The organism is Pseudomonas huaxiensis, from assembly GCF_003231275.1.
GTDB classification, from domain to species: Bacteria; Pseudomonadota; Gammaproteobacteria; order Pseudomonadales; family Pseudomonadaceae; genus Aquipseudomonas; species Aquipseudomonas huaxiensis.
Genome location: NZ_QKVL01000004.1, coordinates 141,220 through 160,313, shown reverse-complemented (window position 1 = coordinate 160,313; position 19,094 = coordinate 141,220). Strand labels below are relative to the sequence as shown.

The 19,094-nt window shown below is 61.5% G+C and carries 15 protein-coding genes; 4 read left to right on the top strand and 11 right to left on the bottom strand.

Annotated elements, in window-relative coordinates; genetic code table 11:
* Nucleotides 1-265: 265 nt before the first annotated feature.
* From DM374_RS07165 to mtnA, 9 genes are all read right to left on the bottom strand, one after another.
* Nucleotides 266-496, bottom strand: coding sequence for a lipopolysaccharide assembly protein LapA domain-containing protein (locus DM374_RS07165; RefSeq protein WP_110969367.1), 231 nt, complete (start codon nucleotides 494-496; stop codon nucleotides 266-268).
* A gap of 21 nt (nucleotides 497-517) precedes the next feature.
* Nucleotides 518-817, bottom strand: a complete 300-nt coding sequence (ihfB, locus tag DM374_RS07160) for an integration host factor subunit beta (RefSeq protein WP_110969238.1) — start codon at nucleotides 815-817, stop codon at nucleotides 518-520.
* 224 nt (nucleotides 818-1,041) lie between these two features.
* The gene (rpsA, locus tag DM374_RS07155; RefSeq protein ID WP_095155498.1) at nucleotides 1,042-2,715 is read right to left on the bottom strand and encodes a 30S ribosomal protein S1; all 1,674 of its coding nucleotides are present in this window, start codon (nucleotides 2,713-2,715) and stop codon (nucleotides 1,042-1,044) included.
* 122 nt (nucleotides 2,716-2,837) lie between these two features.
* A complete protein-coding gene (gene cmk, locus DM374_RS07150; RefSeq protein WP_110969237.1) occupies nucleotides 2,838-3,527 on the bottom strand; it encodes a (d)CMP kinase in 690 nt (229 codons plus the stop codon).
* Nucleotides 3,524-5,764, bottom strand: a complete 2,241-nt coding sequence (locus DM374_RS07145) for a bifunctional prephenate dehydrogenase/3-phosphoshikimate 1-carboxyvinyltransferase (RefSeq protein ID WP_110969236.1) — start codon at nucleotides 5,762-5,764, stop codon at nucleotides 3,524-3,526. Before DM374_RS07145 ends, cmk begins: the two co-directional genes overlap by 4 nt.
* A 40-nt stretch (nucleotides 5,765-5,804) precedes the next feature.
* Nucleotides 5,805-6,899 (bottom strand): prephenate dehydratase, encoded by a 1,095-nt coding sequence (gene pheA / locus DM374_RS07140; RefSeq protein ID WP_095155495.1) that lies wholly within the window; start codon nucleotides 6,897-6,899, stop codon nucleotides 5,805-5,807.
* Nucleotides 6,899-7,984, bottom strand: a complete 1,086-nt coding sequence (gene serC / locus DM374_RS07135) for a 3-phosphoserine/phosphohydroxythreonine transaminase (RefSeq protein ID WP_110969366.1) — start codon at nucleotides 7,982-7,984, stop codon at nucleotides 6,899-6,901. The genes pheA and serC overlap by 1 nt, the downstream gene beginning before the upstream one ends.
* A 75-nt stretch (nucleotides 7,985-8,059) precedes the next feature.
* The gene (gene gyrA, locus DM374_RS07130) at nucleotides 8,060-10,711 is read right to left on the bottom strand and encodes a DNA gyrase subunit A (RefSeq protein WP_110969235.1); all 2,652 of its coding nucleotides are present in this window, start codon (nucleotides 10,709-10,711) and stop codon (nucleotides 8,060-8,062) included.
* A 260-nt stretch (nucleotides 10,712-10,971) separates the two neighbouring features.
* The gene (gene mtnA, locus DM374_RS07125; RefSeq protein ID WP_110969234.1) at nucleotides 10,972-12,048 is read right to left on the bottom strand and encodes an S-methyl-5-thioribose-1-phosphate isomerase; all 1,077 of its coding nucleotides are present in this window, start codon (nucleotides 12,046-12,048) and stop codon (nucleotides 10,972-10,974) included.
* A 107-nt stretch (nucleotides 12,049-12,155) separates the two neighbouring features.
* On the opposite strand from mtnA, the gene DM374_RS07120 reads away from it, so the two are divergent.
* The 4 genes from DM374_RS07120 (at nucleotide 12,156) to DM374_RS07105 (ending at nucleotide 15,735) form a co-directional block, all read left to right on the top strand.
* Nucleotides 12,156-13,487 carry a TRZ/ATZ family hydrolase gene (locus tag DM374_RS07120; RefSeq protein WP_110969233.1) on the top strand — a complete coding sequence of 444 codons (1,332 nt, stop codon included), beginning with the start codon at nucleotides 12,156-12,158 and terminating at the stop codon, nucleotides 13,485-13,487.
* Between the two features lie 54 nt (nucleotides 13,488-13,541).
* Nucleotides 13,542-14,240, top strand: a complete 699-nt coding sequence (gene ubiG / locus DM374_RS07115; RefSeq protein WP_110969232.1) for a bifunctional 2-polyprenyl-6-hydroxyphenol methylase/3-demethylubiquinol 3-O-methyltransferase UbiG — start codon at nucleotides 13,542-13,544, stop codon at nucleotides 14,238-14,240.
* A gap of 2 nt (nucleotides 14,241-14,242) precedes the next feature.
* Nucleotides 14,243-14,914, top strand: a complete 672-nt coding sequence (mupP, locus tag DM374_RS07110; protein WP_110969231.1) for an N-acetylmuramic acid 6-phosphate phosphatase MupP — start codon at nucleotides 14,243-14,245, stop codon at nucleotides 14,912-14,914.
* An 80-nt stretch (nucleotides 14,915-14,994) separates the two neighbouring features.
* Entirely contained in the window at nucleotides 14,995-15,735 is a 741-nt protein-coding gene (locus DM374_RS07105) for a YciK family oxidoreductase (protein ID WP_110969230.1), read from the top strand.
* A gap of 3 nt (nucleotides 15,736-15,738) precedes the next feature.
* On the opposite strand, the gene DM374_RS07100 is transcribed toward DM374_RS07105, so the two are convergent.
* Both DM374_RS07100 and DM374_RS07095 read right to left on the bottom strand, forming a co-directional pair.
* A complete protein-coding gene (locus DM374_RS07100) occupies nucleotides 15,739-16,533 on the bottom strand; it encodes a TenA family transcriptional regulator (RefSeq protein WP_110969229.1) in 795 nt (264 codons plus the stop codon).
* Between the two features lie 37 nt (nucleotides 16,534-16,570).
* Nucleotides 16,571-19,030 carry an EAL domain-containing protein gene (locus DM374_RS07095; protein WP_110969228.1) on the bottom strand — a complete coding sequence of 820 codons (2,460 nt, stop codon included), beginning with the start codon at nucleotides 19,028-19,030 and terminating at the stop codon, nucleotides 16,571-16,573.
* Nucleotides 19,031-19,094 lie beyond the last annotated feature (64 nt).

Sequence of the window (19,094 nt, the reverse complement as noted above, 5' to 3'; positions counted from 1 at the left end):
CACGGACACCTGAACCCATACGAACAAGAGAAAAAAGATAGGAAACTTGATGAGGGTGCGTCCTTTGCAGACGTATGCCCGGATACAGCTGGCGCAGGCGATCCCCAGCAGAGGACCCGCAATTCGAATGACAGGGAGGCGCCATATGGATGGACTCACTTCATGTACTCACAGAAGTGCGATTACCCCACAATGCGCACAGAGGTGAATACAGGACGAATCCTAGAGAGCAGTAGGAAATTTCAGCATTTTGCCCGCGCCCATTTCAGTTAGACCGACGATAAAGCCTTAGCCTCATGCAGGCCCCAAGCAATGGACCAACGACTAAACCAGCAATGAGCGCAGCCAGTACGAGTGCCGCAACAGGAACGGCTGGAGCAGTCCAACCAAAAAATACCAACACGACTGACTGCTGGTTTTCCAGGACAAAGAATAAAGTCAGCGCCGCCAGCACGACCGCAAATAGCACCAGCAAAAGGCGCCTGATATTGCGCATGATCAAATCCCCTTGCACAGATCAGTCTTCAGGAAACTCATCTTCTTCATTGACTCTATCGCGCAGCTCCTTGCCAGGCTTGAAATGCGGCACGAATTTTCCGTCAAGGCTGACAGATTGCCCGGTCTTGGGATTGCGCCCCACGCGAGGAGCGCGATAGTGCAGCGAGAAGCTACCAAAGCCCCGGATCTCAATACGGTCGCCAGTAGCGAGGCACTGGGACATCTGCTCAAGCATGGTCTTGATGGCCAGCTCAACATCCTTGGATGAGAGCAGCCCCTGATGGGTGACAATACGTTCGATAAGCTCCGACTTCGTCATCTTTTTCCCTTCTGTATCAAGCAGCTAGGTCATTGCCTCCATTGGTTTTAGCATGGGCTGATGAATTTGAACAGTGCGGTTATTGACTTAAGAAAAAAATCCAGAATTGGATGATGCCGCTTCGCGCTGAAAACCCCATATCTACAGGCTGTCGCGGTTAAACAACTGAAATAGCAGGCATAAAAAAAGGCGACCGAAGTCGCCTTTTTTTGATCAAGCAGAACTTAGTTCTGTTTGGCCATTTCCGCGCGCAGCAGGTCACCCAGGGTAGCGCCAGCGGCTTCTGGAGCCTTGGCGATTTGCTGGATAGCCTCTTTCTCTTCTTCAACGTCTTTCGACTTGATGGAGAGGTTGATTACGCGGCTCTTGCGGTCAACGCTGATGATCTTGGCTTCGATCTCTTCGCCTTCCTTCAGAACGTTACGCGCGTCTTCAACGCGGTCGCGGCTGATTTCGGAAGCTTTCAGAGTAGCTTCGATATCGTCGGCCAGAGTGATGATGGCGCCTTTGGCGTCAACTTCTTTCACAGTGCCCTTGACGATAGCGCCTTTGTCGTTGACAGCAACGTAGTTGGAGAACGGATCGTCTTCCAGCTGTTTGATGCCCAGGGAGATGCGCTCGCGCTCTGGGTCAACCGACAGGATGACGGTTTCCAGCTCGTCGCCCTTCTTGAAGCGACGTACGGCTTCTTCGCCGACTTCGTTCCAGGAGATGTCCGACAGGTGAACCAGACCGTCGATGCCGCCGTCCAGACCAATGAAGATACCGAAATCGGTGATCGACTTGATGGTGCCGGAGATCTTGTCGCCCTTGTTGAACTGGCCAGAGAAGTCTTCCCATGGGTTCGACTTGCACTGTTTGATGCCCAGGGAGATACGACGACGCTCTTCGTCGATGTCCAGAACCATGACTTCCACTTCGTCGCCAACCTGAACGACTTTCGACGGGTGGATGTTCTTGTTGGTCCAGTCCATTTCGGAAACGTGTACCAGACCTTCAACGCCTTCTTCCAGCTCAGCGAAGCAGCCGTAGTCGGTCAGGTTGGTAACGCGCGCCATGACGCGGGTGCTCTCTGGGTAACGTGCCTTGATAGCAACCCATGGGTCTTCGCCCAGTTGCTTCAGGCCCAGGGATACGCGGTTACGCTCGCGATCGTACTTCAGAACCTTGACATCGATCTCGTCGCCAACGTTGACGATTTCCGATGGATGCTTGATACGCTTCCAGGCCATGTCGGTGATGTGCAGCAGGCCATCGACGCCGCCCAGATCCACGAATGCACCGTAGTCGGTGAGGTTCTTGACGATACCTTTGACCTGCTGGCCTTCCTGCAGCGATTCCAGCAGAGCTTCGCGCTCGGCGCTGTTTTCGGCTTCCAGGACACTGCGACGGGAAACGACAACGTTGTTGCGCTTCTGGTCCAGCTTGATGACCTTGAATTCCAGCTCTTTGCCTTCGAGGTGGGTGGTGTCGCGCACTGGGCGGACATCAACCAGGGAGCCCGGCAGGAACGCACGGATACCGTTAACGTCGACAGTGAAGCCGCCTTTAACCTTACCGTTGATAACGCCCTTGACCACTTCTTCGGCGGCGAAAGCTGCTTCCAGAACAATCCAGCACTCGGCGCGCTTGGCTTTTTCACGGGACAGTTTGGTTTCGCCAAAGCCGTCTTCCACCGCGTCCAGCGCAACGTGAACTTCGTCACCGACCTTGATGGTCAGCTCGCCAGCTTCGTTGTAGAACTGCTCGAGCGGGATGACGCCCTCGGACTTCAGACCAGCGTGGACAGTAACCCAGTCACCGTCGATATCGACAACGATACCGGTGATGATCGCACCTGGTTGAAGGTTGAGGGTTTTCAGGCTTTCTTCAAAGAGTTCTGCAAAGCTTTCGCTCATTTTAATTCCTGTAGATTCGGGCGATAAATCCGCCCATCAGCCACATTCCAGACAATGTGGGTTTCGTTCATAGTAAGGGTCGTCTGCAGGACGTTGACTGGGTAATCCTGCAGCCTCCCTGGTCATCCGGTGATATCGCGCAGTGCGACTTCACTCAGGATGCGTTCCAGCACCTGCTCGATGGACAATTCAGTGGAATCCAGCTGAATCGCGTCGGCAGCGGGCTTGAGCGGAGCCACCGAACGCTGGGTGTCGCGCTCATCGCGCGCACGTATCTCATCTAGCAGACTCGACAGACTAACATCATCGCCTTTTGCCTTCAACTGGAGGTAACGGCGACGCGCTCGCTCTTCAGCGCTGGCTGTCAGAAAAATCTTGAGCGGTGCATCCGGAAAGACGACCGTGCCCATATCCCGGCCATCGGCAATCAGGCCCGGCATCTCACGGAAGGCACGCTGGCGCTGCAGCAGCGCTTCACGCACCGCCGGCAGCGCAGCAACCTGCGACGCCCCGGCGCCGATCGTCTCGTTGCGGATGTCATTGGTGACGTCGTCGCCTTCGAGAATGATCCGCTGCAACTGCCCCTCTTCCGCAGCCAGGAACTGCACATCCAGATGAGCGGCGAGCGCCTTCAACAGTTCTTCGTTGGTCAGATCGACGCCATGATTCCCTGCGGCAAAGGCCAGCAAGCGATAGAGGGCACCGGAGTCGAGCAGATTCCAGCCCAGGCGCCGGGCCAGCAGGCCAGCTATCGTGCCCTTGCCCGAGCCGCTTGGTCCGTCAATGGTGATGACCGGTGCGTGCGTGCTCACGACTTGCCCTCTTCAGCAACGCGAATGCCCACTTCCGCACAAAGTGCGAGGAAGTTAGGGAAAGATGTAGCGACGTTGGCGCAATCGTGGATACGGATCGGCGCATTGGCACGCAACGAAGCCACGCTGAAGGCCATGGAAATACGGTGGTCGCCGTGACCATGCACTTCACCGCCGCCAATCTGGCCGCCGTCGATGATAATGCCGTCCGCAGTCGGCTCACATTTCACACCCAGGGCCAACAGGCCATCGGCCATGACCTGGATCCGGTCGGATTCCTTGACCCGCAGCTCTTCAGCACCGCGCAGCACGGTACGCCCTTCGGCGCAGGCGGCAGCGACGAACAGTACCGGGAACTCATCGATGGCCAGCGGCACCAGATCCTCAGGGATATCGATACCCTTGAGTTTCGCACCGCGAACACGCAGATCAGCAACCGGCTCGCCACCCACTTCACGCTGGTTCTCGAGGGTGATGTCGCCACCCATCAGACGCAGGATGTCGATTACGCCGGTACGGGTCGGATTGATGCCGACATGCTCCAGCACCAGCTCCGAGCCCTCGGCGATCGACGCCGCGACCAGGAAGAAGGCAGCCGAGGAGATATCCGCAGGCACTTCGATATGCGTTGCGGTCAATTTGCCGCCAGACACCAGCGACGCAGTCGGCCCATCAACATTCACTTCATAACCGAAGCCGCGCAGCATGCGTTCGGTGTGATCGCGGGTCGGCGCAGGCTCGGTGACGGTGGTCTTGCCTTCGGCATACAGGCCGGCCAGCAGCAGACAGGATTTCACCTGGGCACTGGCCATCGGCAGGGTGTAGGTCAGCGCCTTGAGCGTGTGACCGCCACGAATGGTCATCGGCGGACGGCCTTCAGCCGCAGTCTCGATCACCGCGCCCATTTCCCGCAATGGATTGGCCACACGGTTCATTGGACGCTTGGACAGCGAGGCATCGCCGGTCAGCACGGTGTCGAACTTCTGCGCGGCCAACAGACCAGACAGCAAACGCATCGAGGTGCCGGAGTTACCCAGGTAGATCGGGCCAGGCGGCGGCTTGAGGCCATTGAGGCCCACACCGTGAATCGTGACGCGACCGTGGTGCGGACCTTCGATCACCACACCCATGTCGCGGAAAGCCTGCAACGTCGCCAGGGCATCTTCACCTTCGAGGAAGCCTTCCACCTCAGTGGTGCCCTCCGCCAGGGAGCCGAGCATGATCGAGCGATGGGAAATCGATTTGTCGCCTGGGACGCGAATGCGCCCGGACAGGCGGCCGCCAGGTTGTGCCAGGAAAATCAGGTCGTTGGAATTCATAGCGTCCACATAGGCCCGACGGGCCAGGATTTTACTGAAATGCTCGCGGGCAACCCGGGCGCGCGTGAATACGCCCAACAACTGGTGCCCATCCCCTGCATCGACCGCGTCGCGTAAAGCGTCGAGATCGCTGCGAAATGTATCCAGTGTGCGCAGAACAGCCTCGCGATTGGCGAGGAAGATGTCGTGCCACATGACCGGGTCGCTTCCCGCGATTCTCGTGAAATCGCGGAAACCACCGGCAGCGTAACGGAAGATATCCAGGTTTTCATTGCGCTTGGCCAATGAATCAACCAGACCGAAGGCCAGCAGATGCGGCAAGTGGCTGGTGGCGGCAAGTACTTCGTCGTGCCGCTCGACCTGCATGTGCTCGACATCGGCCTCCAATGCGCGCCACAGCCGGTCAACCACGGCAAGCGCGAGCGGATCGGTTTCCGCCAGCGGCGTGAGAATGACCTTGTGACGGCGGAACAGCGTGGAATTGGAAGCTTCCACCCCGCTCTGCTCGGACCCCGCAATCGGGTGACCCGGCACGAACCGTGACAAACGACCGGCCATGGTCTCGCGCGCTGCGCGCACGACATTGCCCTTGGCGCTGCCCACATCGGTCAGCACGGCCGATCCGAGATCCATCCCGGCCAAACGTGCCAGGAGCTTTTCCATGGCAAGGATCGGCACCGCCAACTGGATGACGTCGGCGCCGACGCAGGCAGCCTCGAGGTCTTCCTCGCAACGGTCAACCACGCCCAGCTCAACCGCCAGCTTGCGCGATTGCGGATCCAGGTCGACACCGACCACCTCGCGGCACAGACCGCTTTCGCGCAGGCCCTTGGCGAAAGATCCGCCAATCAGCCCCAGGCCCACCACCACCAGGCGGCCGACGAGTGGCCCACCCTGTTGCGTTTCAACTTCAATCACGGCGCAGGACCCTGTTCAAAACATCGTGCATTAACGCGCCTCAGAGTACTGCTTTCGGGTACGAGCCCAGCACTTTCAGGGCCACCGCCTCCTGACTGATCTTCTCCAGCACGGCCTTGATCAGCGGATCGCGATGATGGCCAACGAAATCAATGAAGAAGACGTAGGTCCATTTACCGCTGCGGGACGGACGCGTCTCGATGCGCGTCAGGTCGATACCGTTTTCGTGGAACGGCACCAACAGTTCGTGCAGGGCGCCGGGCTTGTTGCTCATGGAGACAATGATCGAGGTCTTGTCGTCGCCAGTCGGCGGCACTTCCTGGCTGCCAATCATCAGGAACCGAGTGGAATTGTCCGGACGGTCCTCGATTTTCTCGGCCAGGCGCGTCAGACCATACAGGCCCGCGGCCATATCACCGGCGATGGCGGCAGAATTCCACTCACCCTTGACCCGTTTGGCAGCCTCGGCGTTGCTCGATACCGCGACGCGCTCGACGTTCGGATAGTGAGCATCGAGCCACTTGCGGCACTGAGCCAGCGACTGAGCGTGGGAATAGATGCGGCTGATGCTGTCGGTCTTGGTGTTCTCGCCCACCAGGAGGTGGTGGTGAATACGCAATTCGACTTCGCCACAGATCACCATGTCGTGCTCGAGGAAGCTGTCGAGGGTGTGGTTGACCGCACCTTCAGTGGAGTTTTCCACCGGCACCACGCCGAAGTTCACCGCGCCGGCGGCAACTTCGCGGAACACTTCGTCGATCGCCGCCATTGGCTTGCTGATCACCGCGTGACCGAAATGCTTCATCGCAGCAGCCTGGGTGAACGTACCCTCAGGACCGAGATAGGCAACTTTCAGCGGCTGCTCCAGCGCCAGGCAGGAGGACATGATTTCACGGAACAGGCGGGCCATTTCTTCATTGCCCAACGGACCCGGGTTGCGATCCATGACACGCTTGAGCACCTGCGCCTCGCGCTCGGGCCGGTAGAATACCGGCACCTCGCCTTCAGCCAGGGAACCCATCTTGACCCGTGCGACTTCTTGCGCACAACGGGCACGATCACTGATCAGTTCGAGGATTTTCTCGTCGAGGCTGTCAATGCGCACCCGCAGCGCCTTGAGTTCCTGTTCCGACATCAGGAATGTTCCTTCTCGAATTCAGCCATGTAGGCGACCAGCGCTTCTACCGCTTCCAGTCCCAGGGCGTTGTAGATCGAGGCGCGCATGCCGCCCACGGAGCGGTGCCCCTTGAGGTTGAGCAGGCCGCGCTCGTCGGCACCGGCAAGGAACGCCTTGTCCAGGCGCTCGTCCGCCAGGCGGAACGGCACGTTCATCCACGAGCGGGCGTTCAGGCTGATCGGGTTGGTGTAGAAATCGCTCTTGTCGATGAAGCCGTACAGGCGATCTTTCTTCGCCCGGTTGCGCTGCTCCATCGCCGCGACGCCACCCTGCTCTTTCAGCCATTCGAAGACCAGGCCGGAGAGATACCAGGAGTAGGTTGCAGGCGTGTTGTACATCGAGCCGTTATCGGCTGCGACCTTGTAATCAAGCATGGTCGGGCAGGCACTGCGCGCACGACCCAGCAGGTCTTCACGCACGATCACGACCACCAGACCGCTCGGACCGATGTTCTTCTGCGCACCGGCGTAGATCATGCCGAACTGCGAAACATCGATGCCACGGGAAAGGATGTCCGAAGACATGTCGACCACCAGCGGAACGTCACCGGCTTGCGGAACCCAGTCGAACTGCAGCCCACCAATGGTTTCATTGGAGGCGTAGTGCAGGTACGCAGCACCGGGGGTCAGCGTCCACTCGTTCTGGCCTGGGATGTTCAGGTAGTCGTAGGGCTTGGCCGAGGCGGCGACATTGACGTTGCCGAAGCGACGCGCTTCCTCGATGGCCTTCTTCGACCAGATACCGGTTTCCACGTAGTCGGCAGTGCCGTTTTCGGGCAACAGGTTCAGTGGAATCTCGGCGAACTGCTGGCTGGCGCCGCCCTGGAGGAACAGCACCTTGTAGTTGGAGGGGATGGTCAGCAGGTCACGCAGGTCCTGCTCGGCCTTTTCGGCGATGGCCACGTAGTCGTCGCTACGATGGCTCATTTCCATCACGGACAGGCCTTTGCCGTTCCAGTCCAGCATTTCGGCCTGGGCGCGCTGCAGAACAGCATCAGGGAGCGCAGCGGGGCCTGCGCAGAAGTTAAAGGCTCGTTTGCTCACATCCACTCTCGCTCTGCTCAAGATAACGAGGAAGCGGGGCCTTGCCCCGCTTCCTTAAGGTTACGCGTCTAAAACTCAGTCCTGTGGCGCCTCTTCGTCAGCGGCGGCATCCCGCTGCTGCCCGTCGGGGGCGTCGATATCCGCCTCGCCATCGACATCCGCTTCGGCGTCGATTGCCAGCTCATCGTCGTCCTCGGACGGCTCCTGAACCCGCTCCAGACCTACCAGCGTCTCGTCGCTGGCCAGCTTGATGAGCGTCACGCCCTGAGTGTTACGACCCAGGCTCGACACTTCACCTACCCGCGTACGCACCAGAGTGCCCTGGTCGGAAATCAACATGATTTCCTCGCCATCCTGCACCTGTACCGCGCCGACCAGACGGCCGTTACGCTCGTTGCTGACCATGGCGATCACGCCCTGGCCGCCACGTTTGTACTCGGGGAACTCGCCGATCGCGGTGCGCTTGCCGAAGCCGCGCTCGGAGGCGGTCAGGATCTGGCTGCCCTCTTCCGGAATGATCATCGAGATCAGTTTCTGGCCTTCGTTCAGGCGCATGCCGCGAACACCGCGGGCGGTACGGCCCATGGCCCGGACATCGGATTCCTTGAAGCGGGTCACCTTGCCGGCGTCGGAGAACAGCATGACCTCACGCTCGCCATCGGTGATCGCGGCGGAAATCAGGATGTCGCCTTCGTCCAGTTCCAGAGCGATCAGACCGACGCTGCGCTGGCGGCTGAACTGCTCCAGCGGGGTCTTCTTCACGGTGCCGTTGGCGGTAGCCATGAAGATGTAGTGACCCTCGGTGTATTCCTCCACCGGCAGCATGGTGGTGATGTGCTCGCCCTCGCCCAGCGGCAGCAGGTTCACCAGCGGCCGGCCGCGAGCGGCGCGGGAGGCTTCGGGAATCTCGTAGGTCTTGAGCCAGTACACCTTGCCCTTGCTGGAGAACAGCAACAGCGTGGTGTGGCTGTTGGCGACCAGCAGGTGGGAAATGTAGTCCTCGTCCTTGACTCCGGTAGCCGACTTGCCCTTACCACCACGACGCTGCGCCTGGTAGGCAGCCAGCGGCTGGGTCTTGGCGTAGCCGCTGTGGGAGATGGTCACCACGCGCTCTTCTTCCGGGATCATGTCGCCGAGGGTCAGGTCCAGGCGGGCATCGAGGATTTCGGTGCGGCGCACATCGCCATATTCGGCACGGATCAGTTCCAGCTCTTCGCGGATCACTTCCATCAGGCGCTCGGCGCTGCTGAGGATGCGGATCAGTTCGCCGATCTGGTTGAGAATTTCCTGGTACTCGGCCAGCAGCTTCTCGTGCTCCAGGCCGGTGAGGCGATGCAGGCGCAGGTCGAGGATGGCCTGGGCCTGTTCTGGCGACAGGAAGTACTTGCCGTCGCGCAGGCCGAACTGCGCATCGAGGGTCTCGGGACGGCAGGAGTCGGCGCCAGCGCGCTCGACCATGACCTGCACGGCACTGGATTCCCATGGCGTGCTGATCAGCGCTTCCTTGGCCTCCGAAGGCGTTGGCGAAGCCTTGATCAGGGCGATGACCGGATCGATGTTGGACAGCGCAACCGCCTGGCCTTCGAGGATGTGCCCGCGCTCACGCGCCTTGCGCAGCTCGAACACGGTACGACGGGTCACCACTTCGCGGCGGTGACGGACGAAGGCTTCGAGCAGGTCCTTGAGGTTGAGCAGGCGCGGACGGCCGTCGATCAGGGCGACGATGTTGATGCCGAATACGCTTTGCAGCTGGGTCTGGGCATAGAGGTTGTTGAGGATGACCTCCGGAACCTCGCCACGACGCAGCTCGATCACGATGCGCATACCGTCCTTGTCGGACTCGTCGCGCAGTTCCGTGATGCCTTCGAGTTTCTTTTCCTTGACCAGTTCGGCGATCTTTTCGATCAGACGCGCCTTGTTCAACTGGTAAGGCAGCTCGGTAACCACGATCTGCTGGCGGCCACCGACCTTGTCGATGTCTTCGATGGTGGAGCGGGCGCGCATGTAGATGCGGCCGCGGCCGGTACGGTAGGCCTCGATGATGCCCTGGCGACCGTTGATGATGGCAGCGGTCGGGAAGTCCGGCCCCGGGATGAACTGCATCAGCTCATCGATGGTGATTTCCGGGTTGTCGATCAGCGCCAGGCAGCCATCGATGACCTCACCGAGGTGGTGCGGCGGAATGTTGGTGGCCATGCCCACGGCGATACCGCTGGAACCGTTGACCAGCAGGTTGGGAATCCGGGTCGGCATGACCGCCGGAATCAGCTCGGTGCCGTCGTAGTTCGGCACCCAGTCCACGGTTTCCTTGTGCAGGTCGGCCAGCAGTTCGTGGGCCAGCTTGGTCATGCGCACTTCGGTGTAACGCATCGCCGCGGCGTTGTCGCCGTCGACCGAACCGAAGTTGCCCTGGCCGTCGACCAGCAGGTAACGCAGGGAGAAAGGCTGGGCCATACGTACGATGGTGTCGTACACGGCCATGTCACCGTGCGGATGGTACTTACCGATGACATCACCGACCACACGGGCGGATTTCTTGTACGGTTTGTTCCAGTCGTTACCCAGTTCACTCATCGCAAACAGAACGCGGCGATGCACGGGCTTCAAGCCATCACGCGCATCGGGCAGTGCACGCCCGACAATGACGCTCATCGCGTAGTCGAGGTAGGACTGTCTCAGTTCGTCTTCGATATTGACCGGGAGGATTTCTTTGGCCAGTTCGCCCATGAGAAGCCTGATTCCTTTTTCTGGTGAAACTTCGTCACATCCATATGGGGAGAAACGAAGCTCGCCGCCACGGAGGAGTTCCTCCGCAACGACTTACGACAAATCAACGAGTTAAAGCATGGATCTGCGTAGTAAAGACAGCCCCTGTGGGCGGTCTTGGAAACCGCCGGATGTTATCACAGTCGCCGAGGGCATGGGAGTATGGCAAAGCGCCGCCCGGCTTGAAGGAAAACGCCCCGACCACCACCCGCACGGGAGGATCAGTGCAGGCGTTTGCGACACATCAACTGGGCCAGCTTGGCGGTATCGGGCCGCTCGACGATACCCTTCTCGGTCACGATCACGTCGATCAGATCCGCAGGGGTCACATCGAACACCGGGTTGAAAGCGTCGACATCCGGCCCGATCCGATGACCGGCAACTTCCAGCAACTCGGCGCCGTCGCGCTCTTCCAACGGGATCTCGTCGCCGCTGGCCAGCGCAAGATCGATGGTCGAACTCGGCGCCACCACCATGAACCGCACGCCGTGGTGCATGGCGTTGACCGCCAACTGGTAGGTGCCGATCTTGTTCGCCACGTCGCCATTGGCGGCGATCCGGTCAGCACCGACGATCACCCAGGTGATGCCCTTGGTCTTCATCAGGTGCGCCGCCGCAGAGTCAGCATTGATGGTGACGGGGATGCCTTCGTTGGCCAGCTCCCAGGCAGTCAGGCGGGTGCCTTGCAGCCAGGGGCGGGTTTCACCGACATAGACGTGCTCGATCATGCCGTCGAGCCACGCACCGCGAATCACCCCGAGCGCCGTGCCGAAACCACCGGTCGCCAGTGCGCCGGTGTTGCAGTGGGTCAGCACAGCCTGCTCGCTGCCCTGGTACTTGCGGATCAACTCCATGCCCAACTGCGCCATGTTCAGATTGGCTTCACGGTCGCTTTCATGAATGGCCAGCGCCTCGGTTTCCAGCACCTGCGACGGATCGTCGCCGTCCTTGAGGCGTTGCAGGCGATCACGCATGCGGCTCAGCGCCCAGGCCAGGTTGCCGCCAGTAGGTCGCGATTCACCCAACACGATGAAATCCGCCTCCAGCGCGGCACGCCAATCGCCGCCGGCAGCCAGGCGCTGACGCAGCCCCAGCAGCAGCCCATAAGCGGCGCTGATACCGATGGCCGGGGCTCCGCGCACCACCATGGAGCGAATCGCTTCAGCCACGCCTGCCGCATCGGTGTAGCTCAGCCAGGTTTCCTCGAACGGCAGCGCGCGCTGGTCGAGCAAGTGCAAGGCGCCATCCCGCCAATCGATGGCCCTTACTTTCTCTGCAGCCAGAAGTCGATCGCGCATGCTCACCCCGTCATTCGGACATCAAAAACCGGCGATTATAACGAGCCCCAAGCGCGGACGCTCGGGTATACTTCGCCACCACCCCAGAACCCAGGGAAACCCGCCCCATGCCCAAGCCGCCCGCCCCTCTCGACCTGCTGCTCCTGCCAACCTGGCTGGTGCCCGTCGAACCGGCCGGAGTGGTGTTCAAGGAGTATGCGCTGGGTATCCGCGACGGCCTGATCGCCTTCATCGGCCCGCGCACTGAGCTTGGGCGCTTCAAGGCCGACGAAGTCCGCGAGCTGCCTGGCTGCCTGCTGGCTCCCGGCCTGATCAACGCCCACGGCCACGCAGCGATGACGCTGTTCCGCGGCATGGCCGACGACCTGCCCCTGATGACCTGGTTGCAGGACCATATCTGGCCCGCCGAGGGCCGCTGGGTCGATGAGGCCTTCGTTCGCGACGGCACCGACCTGGCCATCGCCGAACAGCTCAAGGGCGGCATCACCTGCTTCAGCGACATGTACTTTTACCCGAAGATCGCCAGCGAATGCGTGCATGAGAGCGGCATTCGTGCCCAGATCGCCATTCCGCTGCTGGATTTCCCGATCCCAGGCGCGCGTAGTTTCGACGAAGGCCTGAACCTGGGCGTCGAACTGTTCGGCGACCTGCGCCACCACCCGCGCATCAGCATCGCCTTCGGCCCTCACGCGCCCTACACGGTGAATGACGACAATCTGGAAAAGGTCCGGGTCGTCGCCGAGGAGCTGGATGCACCAATCCAGATGCACATCCACGAGACCGCCAGCGAAGTCCAGCAATCGCTGGAACAGCGCGGCGAGCGGCCGCTGACCCGGCTGGCGCGCCTTGGCTTGCTCGGCCCGAGCCTGCAAGCGGTGCATATGACCCAGGTCAGCGATGAAGACCTGGCTTTGCTGGTAGAAAGCAACACCAGCGTGGTGCACTGCCCGGAATCCAATCTCAAGCTCGCCAGCGGCTTCTGCCCCGTCGAACGGCTGTGGCAGGCGGGGGTAAACGTCGCCATCGGCACCGACGGCGCCGCCAGCAACAACGACCTTGATCTGCTTGGCGAGACGCGCACCGCCGCCCTGCTGGCCAAGGCCGTGGCCGGTTCGGCAAGCGCGCTGGATGTCCACCGCGCCCTGCGCATGGCGACCCTCAATGGCGCCCGCGCCCTTGGCCTGGACACCGTCACCGGCTCCCTGGAAATCGGCAAGGCTGCCGACCTGGTGGCCTTCGACCTTTCCGGCCTGGCGCAACAGCCGATTTACGACCCGGTATCGCAACTGATCTATGCCAGCGGCCGCGACTGCGTGAAGCACGTCTGGGTCGCCGGCAAGGCGCTGCTGGAAGACGGCCGACTGACCCGCATGGACGAGCAGGCCCTGCACGCCACCGCCGTCGCCTGGGGCCAGCGGATTGCCGGCCACACCGAATGATTGCCGGCAGCCAGGCTGCCGCACCGAATTTTCACAGCTTTAGAGGACTGTTCCATGAGCAACGTCGACCACGCCGAAATCGCCAAGTTCGAGGCCCTGGCCCATCGCTGGTGGGACCGCGAGAGCGAGTTCAAACCGCTGCACGACATCAACCCGCTGCGGGTCAACTGGATCGATGAGCGGGTCAAGCTCGCCGGCAAGAAAGTGCTGGACGTCGGTTGCGGCGGCGGCATCCTCAGCGAGGCCATGGCCCTGCGCGGCGCCACGGTCACCGGCATCGACATGGGCGAAGCGCCGCTGGCGGTGGCGCAACTGCATCAACTGGAGTCCGGGGTGAACGTCGAGTACCGGCAGTCCACCGCCGAGGCCCTGGCCGAAGAGATGCCCGAGCAGTTCGACGTGGTCACCTGCCTGGAAATGCTGGAGCACGTGCCGGACCCGTCCTCGGTAATCCGCGCCTGCTTCAAGATGGTCAAGCCGGGCGGCCAGGTGTTCTTCTCCACCATCAACCGCAATCCGAAGGCGTATCTGTTCGCCATCATCGGCGCCGAATACATCATGAAGCTGCTGCCCCGCGGCACCCATGACTTCAAGAAATTCATCCGCCCTTCCGAACTGGGTGCCTGGAGCCGCGCCGCGGGCCTGAGCGTCAAGGACATCATCGGCCTGACCTACAACCCGCTGACCAAGCACTACAAGCTGGCCGCCGACGTCGACGTCAACTACATGATCCAGACCCTTCGCGAGGAATGAACATGCGTTTGCGAGCAGTACTTTTCGACATGGACGGCACCCTGCTCGACACGGCGCCGGACTTCATCGCCATCTGCCAGGCGATGCTCGCCGAGCGCGGCCTGCCGGCGATCGACGACAAGCGGATCCGCGACGTGATTTCCGGCGGTGCCCGGGCAATGGTCGCGGCGACGTTCGACATGGACCCCGAGGCGGCTGAATTCGAAGCCCTGCGTCTGGAGTTCCTCGAGCGCTACCAGCGCGACTGCGCAGTGCACAGCAAACTGTTCGACGGTATGGCCGAGCTGCTCGCCGATATCGAGCGCGGCAATCTGCTGTGGGGCGTGGTCACCAACAAGCCGCTGCGCTTCGCCGAACCGATCATGCAGCGCTTGGGGCTGGCCGAACGCTCGTCCCTGCTGATCTGCCCGGATCACGTGAAGAACAGCAAGCCCGACCCCGAGCCGCTGATCCTCGCCTGCAAGACCCTCGACCTGGATCCGGCCAGCGTGCTGTTCGTCGGTGACGACCTGCGCGACATCGAGTCCGGTCGCGACGCCGGCACCCGTACCGCCGCAGTGCGCTACGGCTATATTCATCCAGAGGACAACCCCAACAACTGGGGCGCGGATGTGGTGGTCGACCATCCCCTGGAACTGCGCAAGGTGCTCGACAACGCCCTTTGCAGCTGCTGATCCCCGCATCCATCCGCCAGGCAGGCCCGCCGCGACGCCGGCCTGTTGGTGATTGAAGCCATTCTTTCGAGGCATTCCTCATGTTCGACTATTCCGCTCGCCCTGACCTGCTCAACGGCCGGGTCATCATGGTCACCGGCGCCGGTCGCGGGATCGGCGCGGCTGCCGCCAAGGCCTTTGCCGCCCATGGCGCCACCGTCCTGTTGCTGGGCAAGACCGAAGCCAACCTGAGCGCGGTCTACGACGAAATCGAAGCCGCCGGCCATCCGCAACCGGTGGTCATTCCGTTCAACCTGGAAACCGCTCTGCCGCATCAGTACGACGAGTTGGCGGTAATGGTCGAGAACGCTTTCGGCCGCCTCGACGGGCTGCTGCACAATGCGTCGATCATTGGCCCGCGCACGCCGCTGGAGCAGTTGTCCGGCGATAACTTCATGCGTGTCATGCACATCAACGTCAACGCGATGTTCATGCTGACCCAGACCCTGCTGCCGCTGCTGAAGCTGTCGGAAGATGCGTCGGTGGTGTTCACCTCCAGCAGCGTCGGCCGCAAAGGCCGCGCCTACTGGGGCGCTTATGGCGTATCGAAGTTCGCCACCGAGGGCCTGATGCAGACCCTGGCGGACGAACTGGAGGGCGTCGCCCCGGTGCGGTCCAACAGCGTGAATCCGGGCGCCACCCGCACCAGCATGCGCGCCCAGGCGTACCCGGCCGAAAACCCGCAGGACAATCCGCTGCCCGAAGCCATCATGCCGGTCTACCTCTACCTGATGGGCCCGGACAGCACCGGGGTCAACGGTCAGGCGTTCAACGCCCAGTAAGCCTCAACCCTGCCCCAGGGCGCTGCGCAAGCGCACGCCCTGGCGCGACTCGGCCTGTTCCAGTTGCATGCAACGCTCCAGGAACAGGTACATATAGTCGTAGCTTTTGCAGATCGCCCGTTTCAGCTCGACCTGCAACGCCTTGCCCGGGCTGTTGCCCGCCAGGGTGCAGATGATTTCCAGCGCTTCCCAGGGATGGGCATCGTCGTACTGGGCATGCATCTTCAGCCATTTCATGGCGCGCTTGCGGCCTTCCTCGGGGAAACCCTCGGCATAGGCTCCGGTGGCACAGACCACCGCCGACCACTCGCCCACCGCCCCTTCGATCGCATAGTTGGTTGCCGCCATGGCCACCACCAGCGAATCCGCGGTGCAGGTGTGCCAGCACCAATCGCTGAGCGCCTGCAACTCTGCCGGCACATCCTGCACCTGCAAGTCGTCAAGGCTTACGCCATGGGCTTCGCACCAGTGCACCCAGTAATCGGCATGGTTGAGTTCGACGCGAATGTTGCGCATCAGCCAGCGCCGCGCCATGTCTTCGCCAGGATGACGGGCGTAGCGAGTCTTGGTGAGGTTGTGGGCCATGTACACGGAGAATTGCTCCACCACTGGCCAACCCCCGATCAGGTATTGGCGCATGGTCGCGCTGCCCAGGCGGCCATCGCGCATGCGCTGGTAGAGCTCGTGCTCCACCACCCTGCGCTTGCTGGCGCTGCATTCCTGGATCAGGCGCTGGGCCCAGAGGGGATAACTTGCGGCGTCCATCAATGGACCTGTCCGAATAAACGCATCAGTCACTGTCAGCTCCTTGTCCTTGTGATCTGGAAAGTGAGCGTCAGCGAAGCGTCCCCGGCGACCCGAACAGCAAGGGCCTGGCGGCGTCACGCTGACGCTGCAGGCTGGCACAGGAAAAGACCTGGGGTCGCTCGATCAGAAAGCCCTGGGCGTAGTCGACACCGATCTCCTGCAAAGCCTGCTGGATCAATGGTGTCTCGACAAACTCGGCGACGGTGCGTTTGCCCATGACGTGGCCGATGTGATTGATCACTTCGACCATCGCCCGGTTGACCGGATCTTCGAGCATATCCTTGACGAAACTTCCGTCGATCTTCAGGAAGTCTACAGGCAAATGTTTCAAATACGCGAACGACGACATTCCGGCGCAAAAGTCGTCCAGCGAGAACTTGCAGCCCAGCCCCTTCAATTCATTGATAAAACGAATCGCGCTACCAAGGTTGGCAATCGCACTCGTTTCGGTTATTTCGAAACAGATCAATTCAGGCGGAATGTTGTAGTCACTGAACTGCCGATGCAGGTATTCGAGAAACTTGTCGTCGCCGATGCTGTTGCCGGAAAGGTTGATCGAACACATCGCCAACGGACCTTCCCGCCCTTCGTCCAGGCACTCGCGAATGATCGTGAAGACGCTGCGCACCACCCAGCGGTCCAGCGCGGTGATCAGACCGAAGCGCTCGGCCGCCGGGATGAAGCTGTCGGGCTGAATGATCAGCCCGCTTTCGTCATGCAGACGCAGAAGAATCTCAAGGTGTCCGCCACCATGGTCTCCAGGAGCGAGCGGGGCAATTTCCTGGGCGTACAGGCAGAAGCGATTTTCCTCAAGCGCGATGTGCAGGCGCTGGATCCAGGCCATCTCGCCGAAGCGCACCGACAACTCGGTGTCGTCCGCATGGTAGAGCTGGACCCGGTTGCGGCCTTTTTCCTTGGCCATGTAGCAGGCCATGTCGGCGGCCCGCAGCGCCGCCTCCAGTGAATCCGGCGCCTGGCTCAAGTGCACCAGGCCGACGCTCACGGTATTCATGAACGGTCGCCCCTTCCACACGAAGTGCAGGCTCTGCACCGCCTGGCGCAGGTTCTCGGCAATCCGCTCGGCCTGCTCGGGCGGGCAGTTCTGCAGCAACACCCCGAATTCGTCGCCGCCCAGCCGCGCCAGCACATCCCCCTCGCGCAGCACCGATTGCAGCACCGCGCAGATATGCCGAAGCAACTCATCGCCAGCGGCATGACCACTGGTGTCGTTGACCACCTTGAACTGGTCGAGGTCAAGGAACATCAGCGAATGCCGCCCGGCCTGACGGGCCAGGTCGGTCAACGCTTGCTCCAGGCGATATTCGAACTCACGGCGGTTGGCCAGCCCGGTCAAGGCGTCGTGGGTCGCCTGCCAGGACAGGTTGGCGATGTACTGCCGCTCCTGGGTCATGTCATGCAGCACCAGCACGATGCCGCTGACCCGCCCTTCACTCATGATCGGCGCCCCGACCAGCGCCACCGAAACCGTGCTGCCGTCCAGGCGCTGGATCAGGCGGATATGCTCGCTGCCCCCACGCAGAGCGCCGCTGAGGATGTGCTCGGTGAGGGTCAGGTTGTCCTTCTCGGCGTTGTCGTCCAGCACGCTGAACAACGCCGCGAGCGGCAGGCCATGGGCATGACTGGCGTCCCAGTGAGTCAGGTGCTCGGCGGCGGCGTTCATGTAGACGATGCAGCCTTCAACATCGGTGGTGATCACCCCGTCACCAATCGAGGCCAGGGTAATCTGCGCCCGCTCCTTCTCGACCTGCAGGGCGCTGGCGAAGGCCTGGCGCTGGGCCAGCAACTTGCTTGAACGCAACCAGGCCAGGGCGATCAGGAACAGTGCGGTGGCCAGGTTGGTCACCAGCAGCAACCGCAGCAGCATCCGCGAGCCTTCGCCCAGCGCGTCGCTGAAGGCGCGGGCCGCAGGCGTCACGGCTTCGTTGATCAGCACAATGCGACGCTTCCAGTCCGCCAGGTCACGCGGCGTGGCCCGGCTGCTGGCAATGCCCTGGTGAATTTCGGCGGCCAGGGTATCGAGCTCTTCCAGGAAACCGTCGCCCACCTGCCACAGGCCGATGGCCTGGTCCATGTAACTGACGTGACGGAAGTTGAGATAGAACCAGATGATGCTCGGCACGTCGTCCGGGTGATTACCGCCAGCGAGAATGCCCTGGCGCGCCGCCTCCAGGTCCGGGGGCTGAAGATCAAGGGCCAGGCGCAGGCGATGGCTGCCCTGGGGAATGGCCATGGCCTGTTGGTATTTGCGGAAGTTTTCTTCGTCGCGGCTGTCGACGTACAGGCTCAGGTAGTAGATCGCGTCTTTCTGGCCCTTGGACCAGAGGCTTTCACCACCGACGTAGGCGCGCATGGCCGACATCGCGTAAAGGCTGATCCCGCCCAGCAGTGCCTGGAACAGCACGACGGCTACAAATGGCCAGATGAGTCCCAGCAACCTGGGTGCTCCGAGCGTCCGTTTTCCCTTCATGAAGTCCCTTGCGGCATAGCCGGTGACGTGACTCACCCCGTTGTTTTCACAGACTAGGCCATTT